Below are 25754 nucleotides of genomic sequence, written 5' to 3'. Positions count from 1 at the left end.
GTCCACGATACCGGGGTCCGGTATTCTTGGGCCATGGCCAAGCCGACCAAGCGCAGAGTGCAGGGCGGGCGGGTGACCCCGAGGGGAACCCGGCCCGAGAACGAAGCCGCCCCCCGGGTGTCGGCCACCGCCGAGAAGATCAGCCCGACGTGGGTGCCGGTGCTGATGATCGCGCTGCTCTCCCTGGGGGCCATCGTGATCGTTCTCAACTACGTGGCCCTGCTCCCCGGCGACACCAGCAACTGGTACCTGCTCGGCGGGCTGGGTCTGTTGCTGGCCGGAATGATGGTGGCCACCCAGTGGCATTAGGGGTCAGCAGGTGACCGCCGCGTAGTTACGCTTTTGTAGTTTATGCCCAGATTGGTCCACAGTCTGTGGAAAACTCTCAGTCCTCGATGGGGGCCACCAGGTCCATGTCGTCGCCACAATGGCGGGGAGGATCCGGATCCTCCTCGGGGGCCACGGTCATGCGGACTTCGGTGGCACACAGGGAGCAGCGGTAGGAGATCTTGACCTTCCGCAACTCTCCCGGCGGCGGTGGCGGCGGGAGCGGTTGGCGGATCATCAGCAGGACTCCGATACCGACCCGGATCAGGGTCATGCCGACCACGATGGCAATGGGCACGCTGAGCCAAAGGGGCACTCCTCCAGGCTACCGGTGTGTTGTTGCCCAGAGCAGCAGTGGGCGGGCCGCCCCCGGGTTGCGGGTGTGCGGCCCCCGCCGGGGCATCACGGTACTGTGGGCTCATGGATGAGATGAATCTGGCCATGTTGATCCTGCGGGTGGGCATCGGCCTGACGTTTGCGGCTCACGGATACGGCAAGCTCTTCCAGGGCGGTCGCATCAGCGGAACGGCGGGCTGGTTCGACAGCATGGGAATGAAGCCGGGCAAATTGCACGCCTGGCTGGCGGCGCTCACCGAGATGGGGGCCGGGTTGCTGTTGGCCTTGGGGTTCTTGACCCCGCTGGCCGCCGCAGGCATGGTCGGCGTGATGGTGGTGGCCGGCTGGACCGTTCACCGCCACAACGGCTTCATGATCGTTCGGGAGGGCTGGGAGTACACCTTTGTGCTGGCCGTGGTGGCGGTGGTTGTGGCCACCATGGGCCCCCTGGAGTGGTCGGTGGACCACGGGTTGGGCATCGCCGAGGATTGGGATGGCTACATCGGTTTGGCCATCGCCGGCGGCGGCGGTGTGCTGGCCGCCCTGACCCAGCTCTTGGTGTTCTACCGACCGCCCAAGACGGACGACAACGGCTGAGCGGTGAGCGGCGGCGGCGTGGTCCTGGTGGATCACGAGGTCTTGCGGCGCTATGAGATCGCCATCCTGGAGCGGTGGGGGGTGCCCTCGGATCAGGCGGCGGTGGTGGCCGACAATCTGGTGGAAGCCGACCTGCGGGGTGTGGAATCCCACGGGGCCCATCTGGTGGAGCTGTACGTGGCCCGACTGAAGTCGGGGCATCTGCGGCCCCGCACCGAGGTCACCACCGTGCGCGACGACGGGGCCACCGTGATGTTGGACGGCGGTGTGGGCTTCGGCCAGGTGGCCGGGGTGGCCGCCATGGAACTGGCCGTGGCCCGGGCCAAGACCCACGGGGTGGCCGCGGTCACCGTGCGCGAGGGGACCCATCTGGGCGCGCTGGCCTACTACACCCTGCCCGCGGCCGAAGCCGGGTGCTTTGCCATGGCCGTGCAGAACGGACCGACCATCGTCCCTCCCTTCGGTGGCCGAACGGGCATCTTCTCGACCAACCCGTTCTCCTGGGCGGCGCCGGCAGGAAAAGAGCTGCCGGTGGTGTACGACATCGCCACCACCGCGGTGGCGGGCAACAAGATCCTGCTGGCCAAGAAGCGGGGCGACCCGACCATTCCCGAAGGGTGGGCCAACGACGAGATGGGTCGGCCCACCACCGACACCGCGTCGGCGTCGGCCCAGAACCTGTGCTGGTTCGGGGGCTACAAGGGGTTCGGCATCGCGTTGATGGTGGAGGTGCTGTCGGGGATCGTGGCCGGGAGCAGCTTCGGGCACACCGAACAGACCGACAGCGAGTTGGTCGGCAAGAGGCGACTGGCCAAAGGGTGGATGTTCCTCACCCTGGATTTGGAACGGTTCTGCGGGGTTGACCGGTTTCGGGAGCAGATGGATCAGCTCATCCGCGACGTCCACGCCACCGAGCGGGCCGAGGGGGTGGAGCGGATCTACGTGCCTGGCGAGATCGAACACGAAACCCGGGCCGAGCGGCTGGCCGGGGGCATCCCCCTGTCGGTGGAGCTGGCCGACGAGCTCAGCGCCCTCGGCGGCGACGTGGGCCTGGCTCCCCTGGGAACCCCGTCGACCGACGCCGGGGTTCCCTAGACGGGGGCTTGGCGATCAGCGGTCTCGGCGATCAGGGGTTCTGCTCGAAGACCACTTTGACGGCTCCCCGGGCCCCGGCCTCGGCCGCGTGGGTGATGGCCTCCCGGTAGCGTTCCAGGGGGTAGCGGGCCGACACCAGGCGGTGGAGCTCGGCGGACACCACCAAGTCGAAGGCCATGGCGAAGCTGGTGGCCGTTTGGTCGCCGGGGAGGGTCTCGGTGCCGTAGGTGTAGGCCCCGACCATCTCGGTCTCGCGGTGCCACAGGCCGGTCAGGTCCAGCCGAGCGGCTTCGGGCATGCCCAACAGCACGATGCGGCCCCGCGGCCGGGTGATGGCGATGGCGTCGGCCACCGAGGTCGGACTGCCCACCGCGTCGATGGTCACGTCCACCCCGCCGGAGAGATAGTCGCCCAGCATCCGACAGCCGCAGAACCGCCGCACGGCCCGGCGGGCCTCTCGGGGTTCGACCACGATGTCGGCCCCCAGGGAGTCGGCCAGGTCGCGCTGGTGGGGGTATTTGGCGGTGATGAGGACGGTGCCCGCCTCGGTGAGGGCCCGCACCGCGGCCACCGAGCACAACCCCATGGTGCCTGCCCCCAGCACGGCCACCGAGGCCCCCGGCTGAACGTGGGCCTTCAGGGCGGCGTGGACGCCCCCGGCGGCGGGCTCGAGCATGACGGCCGCCTCGTCGCTGAGATCATCGGGGACTTCGTGGAGCTGGCTCTGGTGGGCCACCAGGGCTTCTCCCCAGCCGCCACCGGTGGAGGCGCAAAAGCCGATCTGGATGCCGTCGTCGATGGCGCCCCCGAGGAGGTAGCCGTAGTCGAGGCCGTCGCCCGGCGCGGCGCCGGGGAAGGGGAGGGGTTCGTCACGGGCGGCGGGCCCCAACACCGGTTCCAGGGCCACCCGGCGGCCGGTCTCGTCGAGGCCCACCACCTCGTGGCCGGGCACGAACGGGAAGGACACCAGCGGCTCGAAGTAGCGGGAGGATCGCCCCTCGACGGTGGCCAGGTCGGATCCGCAAATTCCGGTCAGCCGAGGGCGGACGGTATGCCAACCGGGCCCCGGTACTTCGGGCGGGTCGATGTCGAGCCTGCGCAGCGGGCCGACGCCGCCCCCGGCGCCGGGTACCACCCGGGAGGCCACCGCGGCGGCGGCGTACCGGGCCGGCTTGCGCTCGAAGACCAGGGCCTGCATGGGCTCAGTCTTGCCGTGGCCCGGGGTCGGCGACAACCGAACGGGGCGACGTCACTTGGTGGGCGCCGTTCGGCTCAGGCGTTGAGGTAGAGGGCCGGGTCGCGGGGCGAACCCCGGTAACGCACCTCGAAGTGCAGGTGGGGACCGGTGGACCAGCCGGTGCTGCCCACGTAGCCGATGACGTCGCCGATCTCGACCTGTTGGCCGACGGAGGCGTTGAAGCCGGACAGGTGGGCGTACAGCGTGGTCCAGTCGTCGCCGTGGTCGACGACCACGGTGTTGCCGTAGCCCTCCCGCCACTGCGCCTGGGTCACGGTGCCCGAGGCGGCGGCCCGAATGGGATCGCCGGTGTTGCCGCCGAAGTCGGCCCCGGCGTGGAAGCGAACGGTGCCGAAGATGGGGTGGACCCGGTTGCCGAAACCGGAGCCGATGGTGCCCGGTACCGGCTGGAAGAATTCGGGGGGAGCGGCGATGTCGGGGTCGTCGAACTGGCCGCCGCTCGCTTGATCTGCGAGGCGGTCCAGGTCGGCCTGACGCTGGCGCTCCAGTTCGGCCAATCGGGCCAGCTCGGCTTCCCGCTTGCGTCGTTCCTCTTCGAGGCGTCGTCGTTCGTTCTCCCGTTCGATCTCGTTCTCGAAGCCGGAGATTTCCTGGTTGAGCCCGGCGATCTCGTCCTCCAGGGCACGCTGGACCTCGGCCTCGGCGTCGATGCGATCCTGCAGCTCTTGGCGGCGGTGGTCCCACTCTTCCTGGAGCTTCTCCTGGGCCTGGCGGAGGTCCTCGAGTTCGGCCAGGGTTGCCTGGATTTCGGTCTGGGCCTGGTCGAACTCGGTCTGGGCCTGCTCGGCCTGGTCGATGGCCGCCTGCAGGTCGTCGCTCGCTCGGCGCAGCCGGTCGATGAGCACCTGGGCGTCGGCCCCGAGTTCCTCGATGTAGTACTGGCGGCGGGCGTTGCGGTTGGGGTCGCCGTCCTCGAGGAGGAAGTTCTCCTCCTCCACCAAGTCCAGGTAGATCTGCACCACTTGCCCGCGCAGGCGCTCACGGATGGCGGTGATCTCCTGACTCAGTTCCCCCTGGCGCTCCTGGGCGTTGTCGGCCCGTTGGCGGGCGGCTGTCCGGGAGAGTTCCACCGCCTCCAATCGGGTCTGGGCGGCGGCAATCCACCCGTTGATTTCGGTGAGGTAGGCGTCCACCTCTTCGATCTGGGCGTTGGTGGCGTCAAGCTGAGAGACGGCGAACAGGGCCTGGTTCTGCAGGACCTCCTGTTGGCGTCGCCGCTCCTCGATGTCCCGCTCCCGTTGCTCGATGGCGGCTCGGCGCTCGTCGACGAAGGTGTCCTGGGCCACGCCGGTGGCGCTCAACACCAAGAGCTGGGTGGCGGCCACCAGCAGCGCAATGCGAGCAAACTTGGGAATCACGGCGACTCTACGGCCTCTTTCTGTGGCCCCTTGGCCTGCTCTCCGACCGCCCCACTGACGGAGATTGTAACCAAACCGCAATAATGAGCCAAGTACCCGCAGCCGCCCGCATTGTGGCCAATGTTGCTGAAGTTGTCAATATTGGGCTGGTTTGCTGGTGGTGCGTTGGTGGTTTCCCCGGATGGGCCGTCACTGGGTACCCTGAGGCGATGGCCGGAGGGACCGACGTGTTGGGTCGCCGAGATCGAGTCGTTTTGGCCGAGGATCTGGCGGGCGTGGCCGAGGGCACGTCGGGCGAGGTGTTGATGCACACCGGTATGCGGTGGCTGCGCTACTGGGTGCGGTTCGACACCGGGGCCGAGCGGGGGTCGATCCATCGCCACAAGCTGGTCCGGGAGGACGACTGGGAGGGTTTCCTGGCCCAGCGAGCCGCCGGCGAGGCCGCGGCGGCCTCCGGTGCGACGTCGGACACGGGGGATGGTTCGGCGGCGTCGGACGAGGCCCCAGCCGGTGCCAATGGCGAGGCTGCCGGGGACGTGGACGTGAACGGGGCCACCGTGCCCGCTCATCTTTTGGCCCGAAGCGCGGCCGCCCGCCAACGCCTGGGCGGTTAGTAGAGCAATCAGCCCAAAGCGGCGACTCCGGCGGTGACCGCCGGGTACAGCGCGGGAGCCGCGGGCAGGATTTGGTCGAGATAGAAGCGCCCGGTCAGCTCTTTCGTTTGCCAGAACGCCGTTCGATCAGGTTCGGTGGTGGCCAGGTGCTCGGCGGTGCGCACGGCCCGAGCCATGACCCAGCCCCCGGCGGTGAGGCCCAGCATCTGCAGAAAGGGGGTGGCGCCCGCCAGGGCGTCGTCGCCGGGGTGGGCGGCCAACCAGCGGGCGGCGTCGGCCACTGCGGCCACCGCCCGGTCCAGGTTGTCGTCCAGACCGGTCATGTCCTCCAGGAAGCGGGCCAAGGGGGCACCGTCGTCCATGGACAGCTTGCGGCCCACCAGATCGATGGCCTGGATGCCGTTGGTGCCCTCGTAGATGGGGGCGATGCGGCTGTCACGCCAGTGTTGGGCCGCCCCGGTCTCCTCGATGAAACCCATGCCCCCGTGTACCTGGATGCCCACCGAGGCCACCTCGACCCCCTGGTCGGTACACCAGGCCTTGACCACTGGGGTGAGCAACTCGGCCCGCAGCCGGGCGTGTTGCCGCTCGCCCTCGTCGGGATGGGCGGCCGCCCGGTCGGACGTCGACGCGGTGTACAGCACCAGACCCCGCATGGCCTCGGTGCGGGCCCGCATGTCCAGCAACATGCGACGCACGTCGGGGTGGTGGGCAATGGGTGCCTGATGGCCGGGATCGGTGTCGGGTCGGCGGCCCTGGCGACGCTCGGCGGCGAAGGCGGCCGCCTGCTGGTAGGCCCGCTCGGCGATGGCCAGACCTTCCAGCCCGACGAGGAGCCGAGCCTTGTTCATCATGGTGAACATCAGGCGCATCCCTTGGTTGGGCTCTCCCACCAACTCGCCCACGGCGCCGTCCAGTTCCATGACGCAGGTCGGGCTGGCATGGATGCCCACCTTGTGCTCCAAGCCGATGCAGCGAATGGCGTTGCGCTCCCCCAGGCCGCCGTCGGGTGCCACGAGGTGTTTGGGCACCAGGAACAGGGAGATGCCCCGGGTGCCGGCGGGAGCGTCGGGGGTGCGGGCCAACACGCAGTGGACGATGTTGTCGGCCAGGTCGTGCTCGCCCCAGGTGATGAAGATCTTCTGGCCCCACAGCTTGTAGCTGCCGTCGCTTTGGCGCTCGGCCCGGGTAGTGAGGGCGCCCACGTCGGAGCCGGCCTGGGGTTCGGTCAACAACATGGTTCCGGTCCAGGTGCCGGTGGTGAGTGACGGCAGCCAGCGGTGCTGCTGCTCGGGGCTGCCGTGGGCCGCGATGGCACCGATGGCGCTCTGGCTGAGCATCGGGCACAGCGAGAAGGCCATGTTGGCCGAGGTGAACATCTCCTGGATGGCCACGTCCACCACCAGGGGAAAGCCGGCCCCTCCGTGGTCGGGATCGGCCGACACTGCGGTCCAGCCGCCGTGGGTGAACTGCTGATAAGCCTCGCGAAATCCGGGCGGGGTGATCACGTTGCCCTCGTCGTCGAGCACGCTGCCGATCTGATCACCCACTCGGTTGGCGGGAGCGACGACCTCGGCGGCCAGCCGTCCGGCCTCGGCCAAGAGGTCCTCGGTGTGTTCCAGGCCGGCGTCCGCCCAGGCGGGGTACCGGCCCAGCTCGTCGAGATCGGCCAGGTGGCGCAGGGCGAAGGTCAGGTCGTCCAGAGGTGGGTGGTAGGTGGTCATGTCAGTTCTTCGGGGGTTCGGGGGCGGCCAAGGCAGCCAACAACTGGTACGCCCCCGCCGCCGGTGACAGCTCGCGGTGGTCCACCCGGTCGAGGACGGCCCGACCGGCGGGGCCTTCGAGCAACTCTCTGATGCGGGTGCGCAGGCCGAAGTCAAGCCGGTCGGCCACTTCGGTGCGAAGTCGTTCCCGGCGGCGCAGCCGGAGTTCGCCGGAGTCGTGCAGGTGCGTGGTGTGGCGCTCTATCTCGGCCCACAGGTCGTCGATGCCGGTTCCCTCGGTGGCCGTGGTGAGCACGATGGGCGCCCGCCAGTCGCCCCGGTGGCCGAAATCGAGCATCAACTCCAAGTCTCGACGGGCCCCGCGGGCGTCGGGTCGGTCGGCCTTGTTCACCACGAACACGTCGGCGATTTCCAGCAGGCCCGCCTTGTTGGCCTGCACCGCATCACCCCAGCCGGGGGTGACCACCACCACCGTGGTGTCGGTGGCCGCCGCGATGGCCACCTCCACCTGGCCGACCCCCACCGTTTCCACCAGGATCGGGTCGCAGCCGGCGGCGTCCAGCACCCGCACGGCGTCGGGTACCGCCACCGCCAGCCCACCGCCATGGCCCCGAGTGGCCATGGATCGGACGAAGGCTCCGGTGCCCACATGGTTGTCCATGCGGATGCGGTCGCCCAGGATGGCCCCGCCGGTGAGGGGAGAGCTGGGATCAATGGCCAAGACGGCGGGCCGAGGGGCGTGGGAGGCGGCGGCCAAGCGCCCCACGATGGTGGACTTGCCCGCGCCGGGGGCCCCGGTGATACCGAGGACTCGGGCCTGACCCGCCCGGCGATGGGCCCACTGGGCCACCTCGGTGGCCGGGGAGCCGCCACGCTCCACCAGAGTGAGCAACCGACCCAGGGCCCGACGGTCGCCCGCCCGGGCGGCCTCGCACAGGGGCTGAAGCGGCGGGCTGGTCACCGGGTGCCGGACGGCTGGCGGGCGGCGAGCCGGACTGCGGTCACCACCTCGGTGGCCGACGCCCCCGGACCCAGCACCGCGGCCACCCCGGCATCGAGCAGAAGGGGGATGTCGTCGGCGGGCACGATGCCGCCGATCACCACGGGAACGTCCAGGCCGGCGTCGGCGGCGGCCTGCACCATGCGGGGGGCCAGGGTGAGATGACCGGCATTGTGCATCGACAATCCGATCACGTCGGCGTCCTCTTGCTCGCAGGCGGCCACGATGCTGTCGGTGGTCTGGCGAAGGCCGAGGTAGATCACCTCCAGGCCCGCGTCCCTCAGGGTGCGGGCTACCACCTTGAGGCCGCGGTCATGGCCGTCCAATCCCAATTTGGCCAGCACCACCCGGATGGGAACGTCGTCGTGGGCATGGTGGTGGTTCGGGACATGTTCGGTGGGGGTGCTCGAGTCGCTCACCGGATCACACCACGGCGGCTTCGACGTAGGTGCCGAACACCGATTCCAGCGAGGCGATGATCTCCCCTTCGGTGGCGTAGGTCCGGGTGGCGTCGATGATGAAGGGCATCAGGTTGACGTCGGGCTGTTCGGCGGCCTCGGCCAATGCGGCCAGCGATTCCCGCACCGCCTGCTGGTTGCGGTCGCCCCGAATCTGGTGGAGCCGCTTGAGTTGCATCTCCTCGGTGTCCGGACCGATGGACAACAGGTTGGCCGGTCCGTCGTCGCCTTCGGTGAACTCGTTCACCCCCACGATGATGCGCCGTCCGGCGTTCACCTCCCGCTCGAAGCGGTAGGCCGCATCGGCGATCTCCCCGGTGAAGTAGCCCGATTCGATGCCGGCGTAGACCCCTTCCAGCATGGAGCCGTCGCCGAGCCGTTGGATGTGGTCGAAGATCTCGGTGGCCTGGCGCTCCATCTCGTCGGTCATCCACTCCACGAAGGGGGCGCCGCCCAAGGGGTCGACCACCGAGGCCGCACCGGTCTCGTGGGCCACGATCTGCTGGGTGCGAAGGGCGATGCGGGCCGCTTTCTCGGTGGGAAGGGCCAAGGCCTCGTCGTAGGAATCGGTGTGCAGGCTCTGGGTGCCGCCCAACACGGCCGACAGGGCCTGGATGGCCACCCGGGCGATGTTGTTCTCCGGTTGCTGCGCGGTGAGGGAGACCCCGGCGGTCTGGGTGTGGAACCGGCACATGAGCGACTTGGGGTTGGTGGCGCCGTATCGATCCCGCATCCACGTGGCCCAGATGCGCCGGGCGGCCCGGAACTTGCCGATCTCCTCGAAGAAGTCACTGTGGGCGTTGAAGAAGAACGACAGCCGGGGGGCGAACTGGTCGACGGGCAGCCCGGCGGCCATGGCCGCCTCCACGTAGGCGAAACCGTTGGCCAAGGTGAAGGCCAGCTCCTGGGCGGCGGTGGAACCGGCCTCGCGGATGTGGTAGCCGGAAATGGACACCGGATGCCACCGGGGCATCTCGGCGGTGGTGAAGCGAATCAGGTCGGTCACCAGGCGCACCGACGGGCGGGGCGGGAAGATGTACTCCTTTTGGGCCTGGTACTCCTTCAGGATGTCGTTCTGGATGGTGCCGCCGAGATCGGCCCGGCTCACCCCGCTCTTCTCGGCGACGGCCACGTACATGGCCATGAGCACCGCCGCCGGTCCGTTGATGGTCATCGAGGTGGTGACCTGGTCGAGGTGAATGCCGGCGAAGAGGTCTTCCATGTCGGCCAGGGTGTCCACCGCCACTCCGGCTCGGCCCACCTCGCCCACCGACCACGGGTGGTCGGAGTCGCGGCCCATGAGGGTGGGCATGTCGAACGCGGTGGACAGGCCGGTGCCCCCGGCCCGGAGCAGGGCATGAAATCGGGCATTGGTGTCGGTGGCGGTACCGAACCCGGCGAACATGCGCATGGTCCACAACTTGGTGCGGTAGCCGGTGGGGTGCAGTCCTCGGGTGTAGGGGTAGTCGCCCGGTTGCAGCCCATCGCCGTAGGTGGGGTCGAGGGGGATCCCCGACATGGTCTCGGCCATTGGCGGATGTTAGCAAGGAAGTCCGATAGTTGGAAGTGCAATGAATGGGATGAGGGGCGCCATCGGGGACGCGTTAGGGTCACGGCATGAATGACGACGCGGCAATTCGCAACGTGGTGGCCCGTTTGGCGCTACTGGCCGATGAGGGGGACCTGGAGGAGTACGCCGGGTTGTTCACCGAGGATGGGCTTTGGGAGATGCCGGGGTCGACCATTCAGGGGCGAGCAGACCTGTTGGCCGGGGCCATCGAGCGACGAGCCTCGGGCAACGTGGGGCCGGGCACCAACACCCGCCATGTGATCACCACCCAGGCGGTGGAGTTGGACGGCGACCAGGCCCACTCCGACGCCTACTTCCAGTTCTGGGTGAACACCGCCACCGAGCCCTCGGTGGTGTTGTTCGGAAGGTATCGGGATCGCCTGGTGCGCACCGATCAGGGGTGGAAGCTGGCCCATCGTCACATCTCCTACGGCTGAGGGGCCATGACGACGACCGTTCGGGGATAGGGAGGCATGGCCGTGGACGTACTCGTGGTGGACGGTGACGGCCACACCATGGAGCCCACCGACCTGTGGGTGGAGCGCATGGATGCCGCCAAGTGGGGAGATTGGATTCCCCAGGCTCGGGGGGAGTTGCTGTTCGGCGAGTTCTGGGTGGGGGGCGAGTTGCGCAGCGGGGGCCGGGAGGCCCTGGAGCGCATTTGCGACCATGCCGGGGTGACCGCCGAGGAGTACCGGGCCGGATTGGCCACCCTGATGCTGAAGGGCGGAGGTGATCCCGATGCCCGCATCGTGGACCTGGACCGGGTGGGGATCGACGTGGCCGTGCTGTATCCCACCCGGACGATGTTCTTCGGTCCCGTCGATCCGATCGGCGCGCTGGGCAATGCCGAGTTCGTGCGGGACTGCCAGCGGGCCTACAACCAATGGGTGGCCGAGTACTGCGGGGCCGCTCCCGACCGGCTGTTCGCGGTGGGGGCGGTGCCGCTGCAGGACATGGAGCTGGCGGTGGCCGAGGTGGAGCGGGTGGCGGCCATGGGGTTGGTGGGGGTGATGATCCGCCCGTCGGCCTACATCGACGAGCTGCCCTTGAGTCACGAGGTCTACGACCGATTCTGGGCGGCGTGCCAGGACCACGACCTGGCGGTGGGCTTCCACCCCGGTGTTCACGTGGACACCCCCGACGTGATCCGCAAACTCGGGCTGTGCCGGTTCGACAAGAACCTCCAGATCACCAACGCCGACGTGGATCCGGTGTACGGGGGCTCCGGGTTGGGTCAGGCCATCGGCAACACCGCCAACATGATGGTGACCATGGGCCGCATCCTCATGGGCGGCGTGGCCGAGAGGTTTCCCCGGCTGCGGTTCTTGTTCCTGGAGTCGGGTGGGGGCTGGTGCGCCACCCAGTTGGATCGGATGGACGAGCAGGTGGAGGCCTTTGCCCTGGAGGGCCGGTGGCTCTCCCTGTTGCCCAGCGAGTACTTCGCCCGCCAGTGCTACATCAGCTTCGAGCCCGGCGAATGGAACCTGGCGGCGTCGGCGGAGAAGCTCGGTGCCGACCGGGTGCTGTGGGCCTCGGATTACCCTCATCCCGAGTACCACGACGGGGTGGTGACCGAGCTACAGGCGTCGGTGTCCTCGCTCAGCGCCGAGGATCAGCGCAGGATCGTGGGGGAGAACGCCATCGAGGCCTACCGGTTGCCCCGGTGAGCTCATGGCGGGGGTGGTCGGGGTGAGCGGGTCGCTGGCCGGCCGGGTGGCGGTGATCACCGGTGGCGGCCGGGGGATCGGTCGGGCCCTTGCGCTGGGCATGGCGGAGGCGGGGGCCACGGTGGTGGTGTCGTCGCGCACCGGCGAGCAACTGGAGCAGGTGGTGTCGGAGATTGCCGCCCGGGGTGGCCAGGGGCGGGCGGTGGTGGCCGACGCCGCCGACGAAGCCCAGGCCCGGTTACCGGTGCGAGCGGCCGTCGAGCGCTTCGGGCGCGTCGACGTGCTGGTGAACAACGCCGGGGGTTCCGCCCCGGGCAACCACGATCCGTTCTCCGGCGACGCCGAGGCCTTTGCCGCCACCCTGCGGCTCAATCTGGAGTCCGCCTTTTGGACCAGCCAGGAGGCGCTGCCGGTGATGCGAACCCATGGCTTCGGTCGCATTGTCAACATTGGCTCGGGGGCGTCCAAACGGGCCGCGGCCAGCGTGGGGTACACCGCGGCCAAGCACGGGCTGGTGGGGTTGACCCGGCAACTGGCGGTGTCGGCGGCGGCCCACGGGATCACGGTCAACTGCTTGTGTCCGGGGTGGACCAACACGTCGTTGGTGGACTTTGAGCGATTGGGCCGGGCCAAGGGCGTCAGCGCGGCCCAGGCTCGGGCCGACGCGGAAGCCGAGAGCGCCCAGCGCCGGGTGCTGGAGCCCGACGAGCTGGTCCCCATGGCGGTGCTGTTGGCCTCGGAGGCCGGTGGCGGCATCACCGGCCAGGTGATCAGCGTGGACGGCGGGTACCGCCTCTGACCGGCATGGTCAAGGCTGGTCGAGGCCCTGGGGGCTCATCGCTCGTCGGGTCACCCCGATCGGTCCGGCGATCGAGTAGACAGAGCCGCAGTGGAGATTGCCGCCTTTCAGCAGCTCATGGAGGATCTCTACGGGCCTCAAGACCGGGAGCGGGGCATCGCGGCCACGGTGGCGTGGTTGTGCGAGGAGCTGGGGGAGCTGGCCCAAGCGGTGCGCAAGGGCACCGATGCCGAGCGGCTGCACGAGATGGGTGACGTGCTGGCTTGGTTGGCGTCGTTGGCCAATCAGCTCGATCTGAGCCTGGAGGAGGCGGCGATGCGGTATCGCCTCAACCCGCCAGGGTTCTAGGCGGCGACGAGGGCCTCGGCGATCTGGACGGCGTTGAGGGCGGCGCCCTTGCGGAGGTTGTCACCGGCCACGAACAAGGAGAGGCCGTGGGCCACGCTGGGGTCGGTGCGAATACGGCCCACCCGGGTGGGATCGGTGCCCGCGGCGGCCAGCGGGGTGGGAACGTCGTCGAGCACCACGCCGGGGGCGTCACCCAGCAGGGCGGTGGCCCGTTCCGGGCTGAGGGGGCGGTCGAACTCGGCGTTGACGGCCAGGCAATGGCCGGTGAACACCGGGACCCGCACGCAGGTGGCGCTCACCGCCAAACCGGGAAGCTCCAGGATCTTGCGGCTCTCGTCCACCAACTTGCGCTCCTCGGAGGTCTCCCCCGAACCGTCGTCCACCCATGACCCGCACTCGGGCACCACGTTGAAGGCGATGGGAGCGGCGAACACCGAGGGATCGGGGAACGAGGCCACCCGGCCGTCGTGGGTCAATCCGGCGGCCTCGCCCGCCACCTTGGCCACTTGTTGGTCCAGTTCGTCGACCCCGGCCAGACCGGCGCCGGAAACCGCCTGGTAGGAGGAGATCACCAAGCGGCGTAGCCCGGCCTCCACGGCCAGCGGCTTGAGCACCGGCATGGCCACCATGGTGGTGCAGTTGGGGTTGGCCACGATGCCCTTGGGAATGCGATCGAGGGTGTGGGCGTTGACCTCGGGCACCACCAGGGGAACGTCGGGGTCCATGCGCCACGCCGAGGAGTTGTCGATGACGATGGCGCCGGCGTCGGCCACCCGAGGGGCCAGCTCCTTGGCGGTGCCGCCCCCGGCGGAGAACAGGGCGATGTCCACACCGTGGTAATCAGCGGTGGCCGCATCCTCGACCACCAGGTCGTGCCCTCGCCAGGAGATGACCCGACCAGCGGACCGAGATGAGGCCAGCAGCCGCAGCCTGTCCACCGGAAAGCGGCGTTCATCCAAGAGGCGGCGCATCACCCCGCCCACCTGACCGGTGGCACCCACAACGGCGACGTTCACGGCCCCCATGCTACCGGCGATGCATCGAGTGACGGTTGTCGTTATTCGGCCAAACCGAAGGCCTCGTGCAGGGCTTGGGTGGCGGCGTCGGCGTGGTCCTGTCGGATCACGCAACTGATGCGAATGGGGGACGTGGAGATCATCTCGATGTTGATCTGATGATCCGACAGGGTCTCGAACATGGTGGCGGCCACGCCGGGATGCGACTTCATCCCCGCGCCCACCAGGCTGATGCGGGCGATGTCCCGGTCGGCGGTCACCCCGGTGGCCCCGATGTCGGCGGCCGCGCTCTTGGTGATTTCGGCGGCGGTGTCCACGTCACCGTCGGGGACGGTGAAGGAGATGTCGGTGATGCCCCGCTCGGAGGCGTTCTGCACGATCATGTCGACGTTGACCCCGGCGTCGGCGAGCCGGCGGAACACGGCCGCGGCCACGCCGGGGCGGTCGGCGACCCCGGTGACGGTGATTTTGGCCTCCGAGGTGTCGGGGGTGACCGATCGGATGATGGGTTGCTCCATGGAGGGCTCCTCCTTGACCACCCAGGTGCCCTGCTCCCAGGTGAATGCGGATCGTATGTGCAGCTTGACCCCGTAGTTCTGGGCGACCTCGACGGAGCGCATCGCCGGTTTGGGGCAACCCACCGCCGTCATCTCCAGCAGCTCGTCGAAGGAGATGCTGCTCAGCTTGCGAGCGTCGGCGCACACCCGGGGATCGGTGGTGAACACCCCGGACACGTCGGTGTACAGCTCGCAGGCGTCGGCGGCCAGGCTGTGGGCCAGGGCCACCGCGGTGGTGTCGGACCCGCCTCGACCGAGAAACGTCACGTCGTTGTGGGTGCTCACCCCCTGTGATCCGGCCACCACCGGTACCCGATCGGCGTCCAGCGCGGCCTGCACCCGGCTGGGCGTGATCTCGATGATCTTGGCGTTGCCGTGGTTGGTGTCGGTGACGAAGCCGGCCTGACTCCCGGTGAAGGAGTCGGCGGGAACGCCCAGATCGTGGAGGGCCATGCACACCAGGGCGCAGGCTTTTCGCTCTCCGGCGGTGATGAGCATGTCCAGTTCCCGGCCCGGTTGGGTGTCGGACACCGCCGCGGCCAGGGCCAGCAGCTCGTCGGTCTCCTTGCCCATGGCGCTGACCACCAGCACCACCTGGTCGCCCCGGTCGCGGCACCGGCGCACATGGTCGGCCACCTCGCGGATGCGGTCGGCGTTGGCCACCGACGTTCCGCCGAACTTCTGTACCACCAGGGCCACGGGGAAAACGCTACCGGGCGGGGTCTTCCGGTGAGTGCTCGTTGCCGCAATTCGGATGGTTCCCACTCGCGGCCATCCGGAGGTCGGCATGAACAGGCGCCGTTCGTCGCCGGGGGAGTTTCTCGGGCTGTTCGCCACGTTGGCAGCCGCGCCTCTAGATTTTCTGGCGATGGCCACGAACAAGCGGGAGCGGCAGCGGCAGCGACGCCAGGTTGCCCAACGGCGGAGCCAGGCGACGGCCGCCCGGGGTCGTCTTCGGTCTCGGGGGGTGCGGGTCACGCTGATCGTGCTGGCGATCGCCGCCGCGGTGGCCATCGTCTACTGGTACTCCACCCGGGGGGATGACGGGCCGGAGACGCCGGATCCCGTTGCCGTGGAGGCCGACGAGGGGACCGACGGAGAATCTGCCGGTAACGGCGGCTCACCCCCCGGCGACATCGGGGTACCCCCACCTGTTGCCGGGGGCAACGCGCGGTACGGGAGCACGCCGTGCCCCGACTTCCAGGGCGAGGTGCCTCGGACGACCATCTTCGACACTGCCCCGCCCCTGTGCTTGGACCCCGAGGTGGGCTACACAGCGGTGTTCGACACCAGCGCCGGGGAGATCCGGGTTGTGTTGGACCCCGCGGGGTCGCCGAATTCGGTCAACGCCTTCGCCGTGCTGGCCGGGTACGGCTACTACGACGGCTCCGCCGTGTTCAAGACCGATCCCGGCGGCGGCTACATCAAGGGCGGCTCGCCCAACACCAACACCTCGCAGGACCCCGGACCCGGATTCACGGTGCCGGCCGACGGCAACACCGACTACCGGGCCGGCCAACTGGTGTGGGCCCCCACCGAGGGGGCCATCGGCCAGTTCTACCTGGTGGCCGCGGAGCCGTTCGTGTCCGATGAGCCCACCGGCGATGTGTTGGGGGAGATCACCGCCGGCGGCGTCGACGTGGTGCTCGACATCCTGGAGACCCACGTGGACGATCCCGAAACCGCCTTCGGTGGATGGCCGAGCCCACCGGTGTACGTCAACTCCATCGACATCCAGACCACCGAACCCACTCCTGAAGGGACCATTGACGTGAGCAACTGTCCACCGGCCGACGGATCAGGCCCCACCGTTTTGAACTTCGACGGTCCCCAGCCCATGTGCTTGGACGCCTCCAAGCAGTACACCGCGGTGTTCGACACCACCGCCGGGGTGATGCGCATCGCCCTCGACACGGCCAACACGCCCATCACGGCCAATAACTTCGCGGTGCTGGCCCGGTACCACTACTACGACAACACCGTGTTGTTCCGCACCGATCCGGGCATCGGCATCATCCAGGGGGGCTCCCCCCACACCAACTCGCCCAGCGACCCCGGGCCGGGCTACACCATCGTCGACGAGGGCTCCGGCTTCACCTACGAACCCGGCCAGATCGTGATGGCTCGCACCGCCCAGCCCGACAGCGCCGGGGCCCAGTTCTTCTTCGCCGTCAACGAGAACACCGCCCTGCTGAACAATCAGGGCACCTACGTGGTGTTCGGCCAGATGGACGAGGAGAGCCTGGCGGTGGCCGAGGCCATTTTGGCCAGCCACGTGGACCAGCCCAACAATCCGCTCGGCGGGGCCCCCGACCCCCAAGTCATCGTGAACTCGGTGGTCATCGAGGAATCCGGCTAGCAGGCCGGTCGCCCGCCGCCTCGGCGAGAGCCACCCGGTGGAGCCCGAACCCAGCCGGTGGGAGTTTCCGTCGCCCGAGACCGCTGATGAACTGGGTTTGGTGGCCGTGGGCGCCGATCTGGCTCCCGGCACGCTGTTGGCCGCCTACCGGGCCGGCCTGTTCCCCATGCCGTTGGGGCGCACCGACAAGCTGGGGTGGTGGTCGCCCGATCCCCGGGGGGTGATCCCCCTGGAGGACCTGCGGGTGAGCCGTTCCCTGCGCCGGTCGCTCCGCCGCTATCGCATCACCACCGACGTCGCCTTTGGTGATGTGGTGGATGCCTGCCGGACCATCGCCCGGCCCCACGGGTGGATCTCACCGGCCATTCGGGACGCCTACGTCCGGCTGCACCGGTTGGGATGGGCCCACAGCGTGGAGGCCTGGTCCGAGGACGGGGAGTTGGTGGGCGGGCTGTACGGCGTGTCGATCGGTGGGCTCTTCGCCGGGGAGTCCATGTTCCACGTGGACCGGGACGCCTCCAAGGTGGCCTTGGTGTCGCTGGTGGGACGACTGGCCTCCGGCGGCGTCCCCCGGCTGCTCGACGTTCAGTGGGCCACCGACCATCTCCGCACTCTGGGGGCGGTGGAGGTTCCCCGGTCGGAGTATCTGGGCCGACTCCGCCAGGTGGTGTCGTTGCCGGCGCCCCCTTGGCCGGGTGATGGCTGGCTCAGGTCGGGTCGGCCAACCGGACCACCGGATCACCCTGGCTGATGGTGCCGGGGTGGACCACCCGGGCGTTGATGCCCCGCAGGTTCAGGGTGCGGCCGGTGGGGGAGTTGACGAAGCGCATGGCGTCGAGGCCGAAGCGGGACGTGAACTTGGCGCAGCCGGTGTGGGGTTCGGCGGTGACCTCGAGGACGGCGTCGCCGATGCCGAGCCGAGTGCCCGGGGGCAGGGTCTCGTAGCTGAGGTTCAGGTCGATGTAGAGCTGATCTCCGGCCAGGGCCCACCGTTCGGTCGGCCCGGCGACCGCGGCGACGGCCCGGGAGTTCATGATGTTGAGCTGCTTGTTGGGATCGGGGCTGCCGTCGGGGGTCGTGCGGTCGGGGCGCTGCCCCCAACTGTCGCCCTCCAGTCCGGCCTCCGGTGTGAGGGTGCCGGTGTCCAGGATCTCCCGCTGGTCGACGTCGGGTCGGCGCACGATCAGTTCCAGGGTGCCGTGGTCGTCGGGCGCAAGGCGGATGTGCGCAAGGGCGGCCTCCAACTCCTCGGGCGTGCGGTGGCGGGCAGGGTCGGCGGTCATCGTCGCAGTGTAGGAGACCGACGCAGGGGTGCCCCCGGGGTGGTCCACCACCGGCCGCTGAACCGCCAACCCGCCGTCGCCGATCGGATCGGGGCAACGGCCGCGGGCCGAGGCCGCAGGGCTTCGAAGGCGGCCATGATGGCCGCCACTTGGGCCTCGGTGGGTTGGGGGGTGATGCGGAAGGTGTTCACGATGGGTGGTCCTCGTTCACGGGGTGTCGGTGGTGGGCGCCCTCATTGCTCGGTGGCCTTCTAGAGGGGGATGACCCCGTGCTTTCGGGGCAACAGCTCCTCCCGCTTGGAGCGGAGCATCTCGAAACCGGCGATCACCAGCCGCCGGGTGTCGGCCGGGTCGATCACGTCGTCGATGTAACCCCGCTCGGCGGCGATGTAGGGGTTGGCGTAGCGCTCGGTGTACTCGTCCACCAGCTCGGCGCGCCGGGCCGCCGGGTCGGCCGCCGACTGGAGTTCCCGGCGGTGGATGATCTCCACCGCGCCCTGAGGACCCATCACGGCCAGCTCCGCCCCCGGCCAGGCGAACGACAGATCCGACCCCACCGACTTGGAGTCCATCACCACGTAGGCCCCCCCGTAGGCCTTGCGGGTGATGACCTGGATGCGGGGCACGGTGGCCTCGCAGTAGGCGTAGAGCAACTTGGCTCCGTGGCGGATGATGCCGCCGTGCTCCTGGTCGACGCCGGGCAGAAAGCCGGGCACGTCCACCAGGGTGAGGAGCGGGATGTTGAAGGCGTCGCACGTCCGAACGAAGCGGGCCGCCTTGGACGAGGATTCGATGTCGAGCACGCCGGCCAACACCATGGGCTGGTTGCCGACCACGCCCACCGTGTAACCGTTCAGGCGGCCGAAGCCGCACACGATGGACTGGGCCCAGTGGGCGTGATACTCCATGAACTCGCCGTCGTCGACGGTGGCCTGGATCACCCTGCGCATGTCGTAGGGCAGGTTGGGGCTGTCGGGCATGATGTCGCGCAGCTCGGGGGTGAGGCGCTCGGGGTCGTCGGTGACGTCGGTTCGGGGGGGTTCCTCGAGGTTGTTGGGGGGCAGGTGGCCGATGAGGAATCGGACCTCGTCGAGCACCTCTTCCTCGGTCTGGCCGACAAAAGTGGCGACCCCCGACTTGGTGGAATGGGATCGGGCCCCGCCCAGATCCTCGAGGGTGACTTCCTCCCCGGTCACCGTCTTGACCACGTCGGGGCCGGTGATGAACATGTGGGACTTCTCGGCCACCATGAACACGAAGTCGGTCATGGCCGGGCTGTACACCGCCCCACCGGCGCACGGTCCCAGGATGACGCTGATCTGCGGGATGACCCCGGAAGACTTGACGTTGCGGTGGAAGATGCCCCCGTAGGAGTCCAGCGAGACCACCCCCTCCTGGATGCGGGCCCCGGCCCCGTCGTTGAGGCCGATCATGGGGGCGCCCACCGACAGGGCCAGATCCATCACCTTGTGAATCTTCTCGGCGAACACCTCCCCCAGGGCCCCCCCGAACACGGTGAAGTCCTGGGCGAACAGGAACACCTTGCGACCGTCGATGGTGCCCCACCCGGTGATGACCCCGTCGGTGTAGGGCCGCTCCTCGATGCCGCTGTCCAGCGCCCGATGTCGGGCCAGCATGTCCAGTTCGTGGAAGGAGCCGTCGTCCAGGAGGTACGCGATGCGCTCCCGGGCCAGCATCTTGCCCTTGTCGTGCTGGCGGTCCACCGCCCGCTGGGGCCCGGCGTGCAGGGCCTCGTGCTTGCGGCGCTCCAGGTCGTCGAGGCGGTCCTTCATCGAGTGCTCGGCCATGATCGTGCCAGGCTACATGGGGCTCGCCGGGTGCCACTACGTGAGCATGGGCACCGGCCAGGCCGGCAAATGGGGCTCCGGGCCCCGGCGGCGGCCACTACCCTCGGCCCATGTCACAAAACGCCGGTACGACTCCCGAGGGCACTGCCGACCGCAGAGAAGGGCGTATTGCCGTCTTTTGCAGCTCCTCGTTGGGGACCGAACCGGGCCATGCGGCGTTGGCCGCGGCGTTGGGACAACGGCTGGCCGCCGAGGGCATCGGCGTGGTGTTCGGCGGGGGCCGGGTGGGCCTCATGGGCGTCTTGGCCGATGCGACCATGGCCGCCGGGGGCGAGGTGATCGGGGTGATCCCCGAATTCCTGGACGAGATCGAGGTGGCCCATCAAGGGTTGACCACGTTGCACCTGGTGAAGGACATGCACGAACGCAAGCAGCTCATGTACTCGCTGTCGGACGGCTTCTGCGCGCTGCCGGGGGGTTTGGGCACGATGGAGGAGTTGTTCGAGTCGGCCACGTGGACCCAGTTGGGGCTGCACGAAGAGGCCAGGTACAAGCCGGTGGTGTTGTTGGACGAGGACGGGTTCTGGACGCCGCTCATCGGGTTCGTCCAGCAGCTTGTGGAGACGGGATTCGTGAAGCGGGAAAAGGCCGGCATCATTCGCCGGGCCGGCTCGATCGATGAGGCGCTGAGGTTACTGGGGGCCGATCACGCCTGATCGTGTCGGCGCTGCAACTCCTCGGCCCGGGCGACCAGGTGCTCTCCTCCCAGCTCGCCCATGATGGCCGGGAATGCGGCGGTGGGGCCGGACCAGCGCAACTGCTGCAGGTGATCGAAGGTGGTCACGTCGTCGGCCAGGGTGGCGATGCGGCGGAACAACAAGGCCAGGTCGCGGTTGTCGGCCAAGGTGGCGGCCAGCTTGGCCGAACCCCGAACGCTCACCTCCCATTGGCCCACCGCGTCGGGAATGTGTTCCAGGTGGCGGTAGTGGGACAACACGGTGGCGGTGGAGCGCGCCCCCCAACCGGGTAGGCCGGGGAAACCGTCGGCGGTGTCGCCCACCAGGGCGAGGTAGTCGGGGATGGACTCGGGGAGCACGCCGAACTTGGCGATCACCTCGTCGTGGTCGATGAGGACTTGTCGGCGGCGGTCGTACTGCACGATGCGCCCGTCCTCGGTGACGCATTGGGCCAGATCCTTGTCGGGGGTGCAGATGACCACCTGCTCCACCTGCGGGTCCCGGATGGCCTGGCGGGCGGCGGCGCCCAGAGCGTCGTCGGCTTCGTACTGCACCATGGGCCACACACAGAATCCGGCCGCCTCCAGGGCTTCCTCCACCCGGGGGAACTGAGCCAAGAGCTCCGCGGGGACCCCCTCCCCCGTCTTGTAGCCGGGCCACAGGTCATTGCGGAAGGAGGCGATCACGTGGTCGGTGGCCACCCCCACGTGGGTGGCGCCGTCGTCGATGAGCTGGAGCATGCTGTGGACCACCCCTCGGGCGGCGCCGCGCTCGGGGTCGCGGTTGCCGGGTGAGAAGTGGTAGCGGAACAGCTCGTAGGTGCCATCGACCAGGTGGACCCGCACGCTGTGACCGTATCCGGCGATGGCTCCGGCGTGCTCGACGGACCGTATCCTGTTCTCCGACGTTGGCGAGTGGACGAAGGAAAACAATGAGCGAGACGGTGATCTTGTCCGGGGCCCGCACTCCGATCGGGAAGATGTCGGGCGGTTTGGCCTCGTTGTCGGCCACCGAACTGGGGGCTCGGGCCATCCGGGCGGCCCTGGAGCGGTCGGGGGTGACGCCGGAGCAGGTGGACTACGTGTTCATGGGCCACGTGCTGTTGGCCGGGGAGGGGCAGGCCACGGCCCGCCAGGCGGCGGTCGGGGCGGGCATTCCCATGACCGTGCCCGCCACCACCGTGAACAAAGTGTGCCTGTCGGGCATCAATGCCGTGTACCTGGCCCATCAGATGATCGCGGCCGGGGATGCCGACATCGTGGTGGCCGGGGGCATGGAGTCGATGACCAAGGCCCCCTACCTGTTGACGCAGGCCCGGGAGGGCTACCGGTTGGGGGACGGTGAGTTGGTGGACTCCATGATGTACGACGGGCTGTTCTGTGCCTTCGACCGCTGCGCCATGGGGAGCGGAACGGAGAAGTACGCCGCCTCCCGGGGGCTGGCCCGCGAGCCCCAGGACGCGTTGGCCGCCCAATCGCATCAGCGGGCCGCCGCAGCGCAGGCGGCCGGGCGGTTCGACGACGAGCTGGTGACCGTGGAGGTACCCCAACGTCGGGGTGATCCGTTAGCGGTGACGGCTGACGAAGGGGTGCGGCCGGACGCCACGGCGCAGTCGCTGGGCAAGCTGCGGGCTGCCTTTGCCGAGGCGGGCAACATCACCGCGGGCAACGCCTCGCAGATCTCCGACGGGGCCAGCGCCCTGGTGCTGGCCAGCCGGGCGCGAGCCGAGGCCCTGGGTTTGACCCCGCTGGGCACCTACGTGGGCTACGGGCAGGTGGCCGGCCCCGATCCTTCGTTGCTCACCCAGCCGTCGCGGGCCATCCGGCAAGCCCTGAAGTCGGTGGCCCGGGACGTGGACGCCGTGGACCTGTTCGAGATCAACGAGGCCTTTGCCGCGGTGGCGGTGGCGTCCATGGACGACCTGGGGATCACCGACGATGTGGTGAACGTGAACGGTGGGGCCATCGCCCTGGGCCACCCCATCGGGGCCAGCGGCAATCGCATCGTGGTGTCCCTGCTGCACGAGCTTCGCCGTCGTGGCGGGGGTTTGGGGGCGGCCGCTCTGTGCGGGGGTGGAGGCCAGGGGGACGCCCTGCTGGTTTCGGTCTGAATATTACAATTGACCTCTGACTTGACGCGGTTTCGTCATAGTTGTAATGTAACTGCAACAAACAAGCACCGCCTCTTGCGTGTCGGTTCCAATGCCCCCCGCCCGACTCGCAGAGGCGGTGTCTTGCGTTCGGGGTTGGCTGCCGGACCCCCCTGCGGTGGCGGGGGCGGTGGGGCCCCTTGGGGGAGCGGCGCGGGCTAATCGGCGTTGATGCGCCGGCGTCCTTCCAGGGCCCGGCTGAGGGTGAGTTCGTCGGCGTACTCCAAATCGCCCCCCACCGGCAGCCCGCTGGCGATGCGGGTGACGGTCACCCCGAGGGGCTCGATCAGCCGGGCCAGGTACATGGCGGTGGCCTCCCCTTCGATATTGGGGTTGGTGCAGCAGATGACCTCGGTGACGTTCTCGTCACCGATACGGGTCAACAGTTCCTTCACCCGCAGTTGGTCGGGGCCGATGCCCTCGATGGGGTTGATGGCCCCTCCGAGCACGTGGTAGCGGCCCCGAAACTCCCGGGTCTTCTCCAAGGCCACGATGTCGCGGGGCTCCTCGACCACGCACAGCATGGCCGGATCGCGGCGATGGTCGGTACACAGCTCGCATTCGGCGTGCTCGCTGATGTTGAAGCACCGCCCGCAGAATTGAATGCGATCCTTGGCGTCCCTGATGGCGTCCGCCAGGCGCAGGGCATCCAGTTGGTCCACCTTCAGGAGGTGAAAGGCGATGCGCTGTGCCGACTTGGGGCCGATGCCGGGCAGGCGGCCCAGTTCGTCGATCAGGACTTGAACCGGGGCGGTGTAGACGCTGCCGGAACGGTTCACGGTGTCGGTGGCCGGCCGGGCTCGACAGGGGGCTCCAGGGTGACCACCTCGGATCCGGGAAAGGCGGCCAGCAGGTTGGTGATGGCCTGCTGGGTGACGGTTTCCTCGTCCATGAGCTCGTCGGGGTCGATGGCCTCCGGTTCGTCGTCGGCGGTGCGAGCGGCGGGCGGGGGACCCTGGGGAAAGTCCGGCGGCGCGGCGGCGGTGTCGTCGTCGACCACCAGGCGCATGGCCACCGGCCGACCGAAGTATTGGTGCAGGGCCTCGTCCACCTCGTTCCGGGCCTCCTGGCAACGATCCAGGTGGATCCGGTTGGGGAGGGCGAAGACGGCGGAATCGGCATCGTGGGTCAGAAAGCGGCCGGCCTGGAAGCGGACTCGGGCTCGATTCGAGAGGTTGGCCAGGACGGTGTCGCCCCAGGCGAGCACCAGCTCCTCGCGGCTGGGCAGCGGGGGGCCGGCCGCGCTGGTGGGTTGGGTACCGGGGTTGGTGGGCTGGGCGGCATGGTCGTCGCCAGTCGACGGCCCGGCCCGGCCCGCCCGGGTGGCCCCCAGGGTGGGCCGCGGCACCCGGTCGGACGCTCCCGGATCCGTGAGTGGAGGGCCGGCGCGGTCGGGATCGGTCGCCGGTGGGGGGGTGTCGGCCTGGCGGGCTTGCATGTTGGCGATGGCAGCCCGGGCCTTCTCCGGTCCCCGGGGGGCGTCGCCCCCTCGGCGGCGGGGCGGTGGTGGCCCGGCGTCCGGCCCTCCGTCCCTGGGGGGGTCGTTGCCGGGGGCGGCGGGGCCCCGCCGTTCCAGCCGTTCCAGGCGCTCCACCACCGCGCCGAGGTCGGTGTCGAGGTCGCGGCGGGTGAGTCGGGCCAGGGCCACCTCCAGGTCCACCCGGGGATCGGGGGCTTGTCGCATTTCCACCAGCGCGGTGCCCAGCACCTCCAAGGCTCGGGTGAGACCCGCCGGGGAGATGCGGTCGGCGATGGCGCGGGCACGTTCCTGCTGGGCGTCGGTGAGGTGGCTGAGATCCACGCCCATGGTGCTGAGAAAAGCGCTGCGGAGGTGGTCGATGAGGGCTTCACCGATGAGCCGGGGCTCCCGGCCCGACCGAAGGGCGTCGTGGACGGCGGCGAAGGCCGGCCCGTAATCCATGTCGGCCAGCGCTTCGATGATGGCGTCCACCGCTTCCAGTCGGTCGGTGACGCCGCCCGCGGCGGCAATCTGGTCGAGGGCCGACAAAGTGTCGCGAGCCGATCCCGCTCCTCGGTGGACGGCGTGGTCGATGGCGTCGTCGCTCAGCTCCAGCCCGGCCTGTTGGGCCACCCAGCGGGCATGATCCTCCAGCACCTCGCCGTCGATGAGGTTGAACTCCAAGTGCTGCGTGCGGCTGCGAATGGTGGGCACCACCTTGTGGGGTTCGGTGGTGCAGAGCACGAAGACCACGTGGTCCGGGGGTTCCTCCAGCGTCTTCAGCAGGGCGTTTTCGGCGCCGGGGGTGAGCATGTGAACCTCGTCCAGCACGTAGACCTTGGCCCGGCCGGGGGAACCCATGGCCACCCGGGAGGTGAGGTCGCGAATGTCGTCCACTTTGTTGTTGGAGGCCGCGTCCAGCTCGATCAGGTCGTACGAGGTGTTGGCGGCGATGGCCTCACAGGACGGGCACTGGCCGCACGGTTCACCGTCGCCGGGGGGTTCGTTGCAGTTGAGGGCCTTGGCCAGGATCCGGGCCGTGCTGGTCTTGCCGGTTCCCCGGGGGCCGCTGAACAGGTAGGCGTGCCCGACCCGGCCCTGCTGCACGGCGTTCTGCAGGGCCCGCACCACCGGTTCCTGGCCGCGCAGCTCGGCAAAGCTGGCCGGTCGGTACCGGCGATACAGGGCTTGGTGGGCCATTGGGCCGACTCTACTCACACAGAACGACAACG

At 69.2% G+C, this 25754-nt stretch carries 27 protein-coding genes; 12 read left to right on the top strand and 15 right to left on the bottom strand.

The window, feature by feature from the left end; all coding sequences use genetic code 11:
* The first annotated feature begins 33 nt into the window (after positions 1–33).
* Positions 34–309, top strand: a complete 276-nt coding sequence (locus tag ACOQPQ_RS10625) for a cell division protein CrgA (protein WP_420639407.1) — start codon at positions 34–36, stop codon at positions 307–309.
* Positions 310–385: 76 nt separating this feature from the next.
* On the opposite strand, the gene ACOQPQ_RS10620 is transcribed toward ACOQPQ_RS10625, so the two are convergent.
* Positions 386–643, bottom strand: a complete 258-nt coding sequence (locus ACOQPQ_RS10620) for a hypothetical protein (RefSeq protein ID WP_420639406.1) — start codon at positions 641–643, stop codon at positions 386–388.
* Positions 644–747: 104 nt separating this feature from the next.
* Here ACOQPQ_RS10620 and ACOQPQ_RS10615 point away from each other — a divergent pair, with 104 nt between their 5' ends.
* Both ACOQPQ_RS10615 and ACOQPQ_RS10610 read left to right on the top strand, forming a co-directional pair.
* Positions 748–1260 carry a DoxX family protein gene (locus ACOQPQ_RS10615; RefSeq protein ID WP_420639405.1) on the top strand — a complete coding sequence of 171 codons (513 nt, stop codon included), beginning with the start codon at positions 748–750 and terminating at the stop codon, positions 1258–1260.
* Between the two features lie 3 nt (positions 1261–1263).
* Positions 1264–2355 (top strand): Ldh family oxidoreductase, encoded by a 1092-nt coding sequence (locus ACOQPQ_RS10610; RefSeq protein WP_420639404.1) that lies wholly within the window; start codon positions 1264–1266, stop codon positions 2353–2355.
* A 31-nt stretch (positions 2356–2386) separates the two neighbouring features.
* Here ACOQPQ_RS10610 and ACOQPQ_RS10605 read toward each other — a convergent pair whose 3' ends face one another.
* Positions 2387–3553 carry a zinc-dependent alcohol dehydrogenase gene (locus ACOQPQ_RS10605; RefSeq protein WP_420639403.1) on the bottom strand — a complete coding sequence of 389 codons (1167 nt, stop codon included), beginning with the start codon at positions 3551–3553 and terminating at the stop codon, positions 2387–2389.
* 74 nt (positions 3554–3627) lie between these two features.
* The gene (locus tag ACOQPQ_RS10600) at positions 3628–4971 is read right to left on the bottom strand and encodes a peptidoglycan DD-metalloendopeptidase family protein (RefSeq protein WP_420639402.1); all 1344 of its coding nucleotides are present in this window, start codon (positions 4969–4971) and stop codon (positions 3628–3630) included.
* A 209-nt stretch (positions 4972–5180) separates the two neighbouring features.
* On the opposite strand from ACOQPQ_RS10600, the gene ACOQPQ_RS10595 reads away from it, so the two are divergent.
* Positions 5181–5585, top strand: a complete 405-nt coding sequence (locus tag ACOQPQ_RS10595; RefSeq protein ID WP_420639401.1) for a hypothetical protein — start codon at positions 5181–5183, stop codon at positions 5583–5585.
* Positions 5586–5593: 8 nt separating this feature from the next.
* Here ACOQPQ_RS10595 and ACOQPQ_RS10590 read toward each other — a convergent pair whose 3' ends face one another.
* The 4 genes from ACOQPQ_RS10590 to ACOQPQ_RS10575 all read right to left on the bottom strand — a co-directional run bounded on the left by ACOQPQ_RS10590 (position 5594) and on the right by ACOQPQ_RS10575 (position 10298).
* Positions 5594–7309, bottom strand: a complete 1716-nt coding sequence (locus tag ACOQPQ_RS10590) for an acyl-CoA dehydrogenase (RefSeq protein WP_420639400.1) — start codon at positions 7307–7309, stop codon at positions 5594–5596.
* 1 nt (position 7310) lies between these two features.
* Positions 7311–8270, bottom strand: a complete 960-nt coding sequence (meaB, locus tag ACOQPQ_RS10585; protein WP_420639399.1) for a methylmalonyl Co-A mutase-associated GTPase MeaB — start codon at positions 8268–8270, stop codon at positions 7311–7313.
* Positions 8267–8662 (bottom strand): cobalamin B12-binding domain-containing protein, encoded by a 396-nt coding sequence (locus ACOQPQ_RS10580; RefSeq protein WP_420640394.1) that lies wholly within the window; start codon positions 8660–8662, stop codon positions 8267–8269. The genes meaB and ACOQPQ_RS10580 overlap by 4 nt, the downstream gene beginning before the upstream one ends.
* 70 nt (positions 8663–8732) lie before the next feature.
* Positions 8733–10298, bottom strand: coding sequence for an acyl-CoA mutase large subunit family protein (locus ACOQPQ_RS10575; protein WP_420639398.1), 1566 nt, complete (start codon positions 10296–10298; stop codon positions 8733–8735).
* 86 nt (positions 10299–10384) lie between these two features.
* Here ACOQPQ_RS10575 and ACOQPQ_RS10570 point away from each other — a divergent pair, with 86 nt between their 5' ends.
* From ACOQPQ_RS10570 to ACOQPQ_RS10555, 4 genes are all read left to right on the top strand, one after another.
* On the top strand, positions 10385–10774 hold the full coding sequence (locus ACOQPQ_RS10570; RefSeq protein ID WP_420639397.1) for a nuclear transport factor 2 family protein: 390 nt from the start codon (positions 10385–10387) through the stop codon (positions 10772–10774).
* 36 nt (positions 10775–10810) lie between these two features.
* The gene (locus tag ACOQPQ_RS10565; protein WP_420639396.1) at positions 10811–12007 is read left to right on the top strand and encodes an amidohydrolase family protein; all 1197 of its coding nucleotides are present in this window, start codon (positions 10811–10813) and stop codon (positions 12005–12007) included.
* Between the two features lie 4 nt (positions 12008–12011).
* Positions 12012–12806, top strand: coding sequence for an SDR family NAD(P)-dependent oxidoreductase (locus tag ACOQPQ_RS10560; protein WP_420639395.1), 795 nt, complete (start codon positions 12012–12014; stop codon positions 12804–12806).
* 90 nt (positions 12807–12896) lie between these two features.
* Positions 12897–13154, top strand: a complete 258-nt coding sequence (locus ACOQPQ_RS10555; RefSeq protein WP_420639394.1) for a MazG nucleotide pyrophosphohydrolase domain-containing protein — start codon at positions 12897–12899, stop codon at positions 13152–13154.
* On the opposite strand, the gene ACOQPQ_RS10550 is transcribed toward ACOQPQ_RS10555, so the two are convergent.
* Both ACOQPQ_RS10550 and ACOQPQ_RS10545 read right to left on the bottom strand, forming a co-directional pair.
* Positions 13151–14170 carry an aspartate-semialdehyde dehydrogenase gene (locus tag ACOQPQ_RS10550; protein WP_420639393.1) on the bottom strand — a complete coding sequence of 340 codons (1020 nt, stop codon included), beginning with the start codon at positions 14168–14170 and terminating at the stop codon, positions 13151–13153. The two genes, ACOQPQ_RS10555 and ACOQPQ_RS10550, sit on opposite strands and share 4 nt — an antisense overlap.
* A 41-nt stretch (positions 14171–14211) precedes the next feature.
* A complete protein-coding gene (locus ACOQPQ_RS10545) occupies positions 14212–15426 on the bottom strand; it encodes an aspartate kinase (protein ID WP_420639392.1) in 1215 nt (404 codons plus the stop codon).
* Between the two features lie 169 nt (positions 15427–15595).
* On the opposite strand from ACOQPQ_RS10545, the gene ACOQPQ_RS10540 reads away from it, so the two are divergent.
* Both ACOQPQ_RS10540 and aat read left to right on the top strand, forming a co-directional pair.
* Positions 15596–17086 (top strand): peptidylprolyl isomerase, encoded by a 1491-nt coding sequence (locus ACOQPQ_RS10540; protein ID WP_420639391.1) that lies wholly within the window; start codon positions 15596–15598, stop codon positions 17084–17086.
* 37 nt (positions 17087–17123) lie between these two features.
* Positions 17124–17837 (top strand): leucyl/phenylalanyl-tRNA--protein transferase, encoded by a 714-nt coding sequence (gene aat, locus ACOQPQ_RS10535; RefSeq protein ID WP_420639390.1) that lies wholly within the window; start codon positions 17124–17126, stop codon positions 17835–17837.
* On the opposite strand, the gene ACOQPQ_RS10530 is transcribed toward aat, so the two are convergent.
* From ACOQPQ_RS10530 to ACOQPQ_RS10520, 3 genes are read right to left on the bottom strand one after another with little or no spacing between them, the layout of a single operon-like run.
* A complete protein-coding gene (locus ACOQPQ_RS10530; protein ID WP_420639389.1) occupies positions 17794–18369 on the bottom strand; it encodes an MOSC domain-containing protein in 576 nt (191 codons plus the stop codon). The two genes, aat and ACOQPQ_RS10530, sit on opposite strands and share 44 nt — an antisense overlap.
* Positions 18366–18560 (bottom strand): hypothetical protein, encoded by a 195-nt coding sequence (locus tag ACOQPQ_RS10525; RefSeq protein ID WP_420639388.1) that lies wholly within the window; start codon positions 18558–18560, stop codon positions 18366–18368. Before ACOQPQ_RS10525 ends, ACOQPQ_RS10530 begins: the two co-directional genes overlap by 4 nt.
* A gap of 60 nt (positions 18561–18620) precedes the next feature.
* Positions 18621–20162, bottom strand: a complete 1542-nt coding sequence (locus ACOQPQ_RS10520) for an acyl-CoA carboxylase subunit beta (protein ID WP_420640393.1) — start codon at positions 20160–20162, stop codon at positions 18621–18623.
* 125 nt (positions 20163–20287) lie between these two features.
* Between ACOQPQ_RS10520 and ACOQPQ_RS10515 the strand changes: the two genes are divergently transcribed.
* Positions 20288–20893 carry a TIGR00730 family Rossman fold protein gene (locus ACOQPQ_RS10515; RefSeq protein WP_420639387.1) on the top strand — a complete coding sequence of 202 codons (606 nt, stop codon included), beginning with the start codon at positions 20288–20290 and terminating at the stop codon, positions 20891–20893.
* Here ACOQPQ_RS10515 and ACOQPQ_RS10510 read toward each other — a convergent pair.
* The gene (locus tag ACOQPQ_RS10510) at positions 20884–21759 is read right to left on the bottom strand and encodes a 5'-3' exonuclease (protein ID WP_420639386.1); all 876 of its coding nucleotides are present in this window, start codon (positions 21757–21759) and stop codon (positions 20884–20886) included. The genes ACOQPQ_RS10515 and ACOQPQ_RS10510 overlap by 10 nt on opposite strands.
* An 86-nt stretch (positions 21760–21845) precedes the next feature.
* On the opposite strand from ACOQPQ_RS10510, the gene ACOQPQ_RS10505 reads away from it, so the two are divergent.
* Complete coding sequence (locus ACOQPQ_RS10505; RefSeq protein WP_420639385.1) at positions 21846–23024, top strand: acetyl-CoA C-acyltransferase; 1179 nt, start codon at positions 21846–21848, stop codon at positions 23022–23024.
* A gap of 197 nt (positions 23025–23221) precedes the next feature.
* Here the strand turns inward: ACOQPQ_RS10505 and recR are convergent, their stop codons facing one another.
* Positions 23222–23842, bottom strand: a complete 621-nt coding sequence (recR, locus tag ACOQPQ_RS10500) for a recombination mediator RecR (protein WP_420639384.1) — start codon at positions 23840–23842, stop codon at positions 23222–23224.
* Positions 23839–25722: a DNA polymerase III subunit gamma/tau gene (gene dnaX / locus ACOQPQ_RS10495; protein WP_420639383.1), complete on the bottom strand. Its 1884-nt coding sequence runs from the start codon at positions 25720–25722 to the stop codon at positions 23839–23841. The genes recR and dnaX overlap by 4 nt, the downstream gene beginning before the upstream one ends.
* Positions 25723–25754: the final 32 nt, after the last annotated feature.

Source organism: Candidatus Poriferisocius sp. (assembly GCF_965219775.1).
Classification (GTDB): Bacteria; Actinomycetota; Acidimicrobiia; order Acidimicrobiales; family Bin134; genus Poriferisocius.
This window is presented reverse-complemented; position numbering and strand designations above follow the sequence as displayed.

Bases quoted from the DNA above. Each gene is read 5' to 3' on its own strand.
- ACOQPQ_RS10530 (WP_420639389.1), bottom strand. From the start codon at position 18,369: ATGACCGCCGACCCTGCCCGCCACCGCACGCCCGAGGAGTTGGAGGCC.
- ACOQPQ_RS10605 (WP_420639403.1), bottom strand. From the start codon at position 3,553: ATGCAGGCCCTGGTCTTCGAGCGCAAGCCGGCCCGGTACGCCGCCGCC.
- ACOQPQ_RS10560 (WP_420639395.1), top strand. From the start codon at position 12,012: ATGGCGGGGGTGGTCGGGGTGAGCGGGTCGCTGGCCGGCCGGGTGGCG.
- ACOQPQ_RS10590 (WP_420639400.1), bottom strand. From the start codon at position 7,309: ATGACCACCTACCACCCACCTCTGGACGACCTGACCTTCGCCCTGCGC.
- ACOQPQ_RS10540 (WP_420639391.1), top strand. From the start codon at position 15,596: ATGGCCACGAACAAGCGGGAGCGGCAGCGGCAGCGACGCCAGGTTGCC.
- ACOQPQ_RS10575 (WP_420639398.1), bottom strand. From the start codon at position 10,298: ATGGCCGAGACCATGTCGGGGATCCCCCTCGACCCCACCTACGGCGAT.
- ACOQPQ_RS10515 (WP_420639387.1), top strand. From the start codon at position 20,288: ATGTCACAAAACGCCGGTACGACTCCCGAGGGCACTGCCGACCGCAGA.
- ACOQPQ_RS10625 (WP_420639407.1), top strand. From the start codon at position 34: ATGGCCAAGCCGACCAAGCGCAGAGTGCAGGGCGGGCGGGTGACCCCG.
- ACOQPQ_RS10615 (WP_420639405.1), top strand. From the start codon at position 748: ATGGATGAGATGAATCTGGCCATGTTGATCCTGCGGGTGGGCATCGGC.
- ACOQPQ_RS10520 (WP_420640393.1), bottom strand. From the start codon at position 20,162: ATGAAGGACCGCCTCGACGACCTGGAGCGCCGCAAGCACGAGGCCCTG.
- ACOQPQ_RS10595 (WP_420639401.1), top strand. From the start codon at position 5,181: ATGGCCGGAGGGACCGACGTGTTGGGTCGCCGAGATCGAGTCGTTTTG.
- dnaX (WP_420639383.1), bottom strand. From the start codon at position 25,722: ATGGCCCACCAAGCCCTGTATCGCCGGTACCGACCGGCCAGCTTTGCC.
- ACOQPQ_RS10565 (WP_420639396.1), top strand. From the start codon at position 10,811: ATGGCCGTGGACGTACTCGTGGTGGACGGTGACGGCCACACCATGGAG.
- ACOQPQ_RS10570 (WP_420639397.1), top strand. From the start codon at position 10,385: ATGAATGACGACGCGGCAATTCGCAACGTGGTGGCCCGTTTGGCGCTA.
- ACOQPQ_RS10505 (WP_420639385.1), top strand. From the start codon at position 21,846: ATGAGCGAGACGGTGATCTTGTCCGGGGCCCGCACTCCGATCGGGAAG.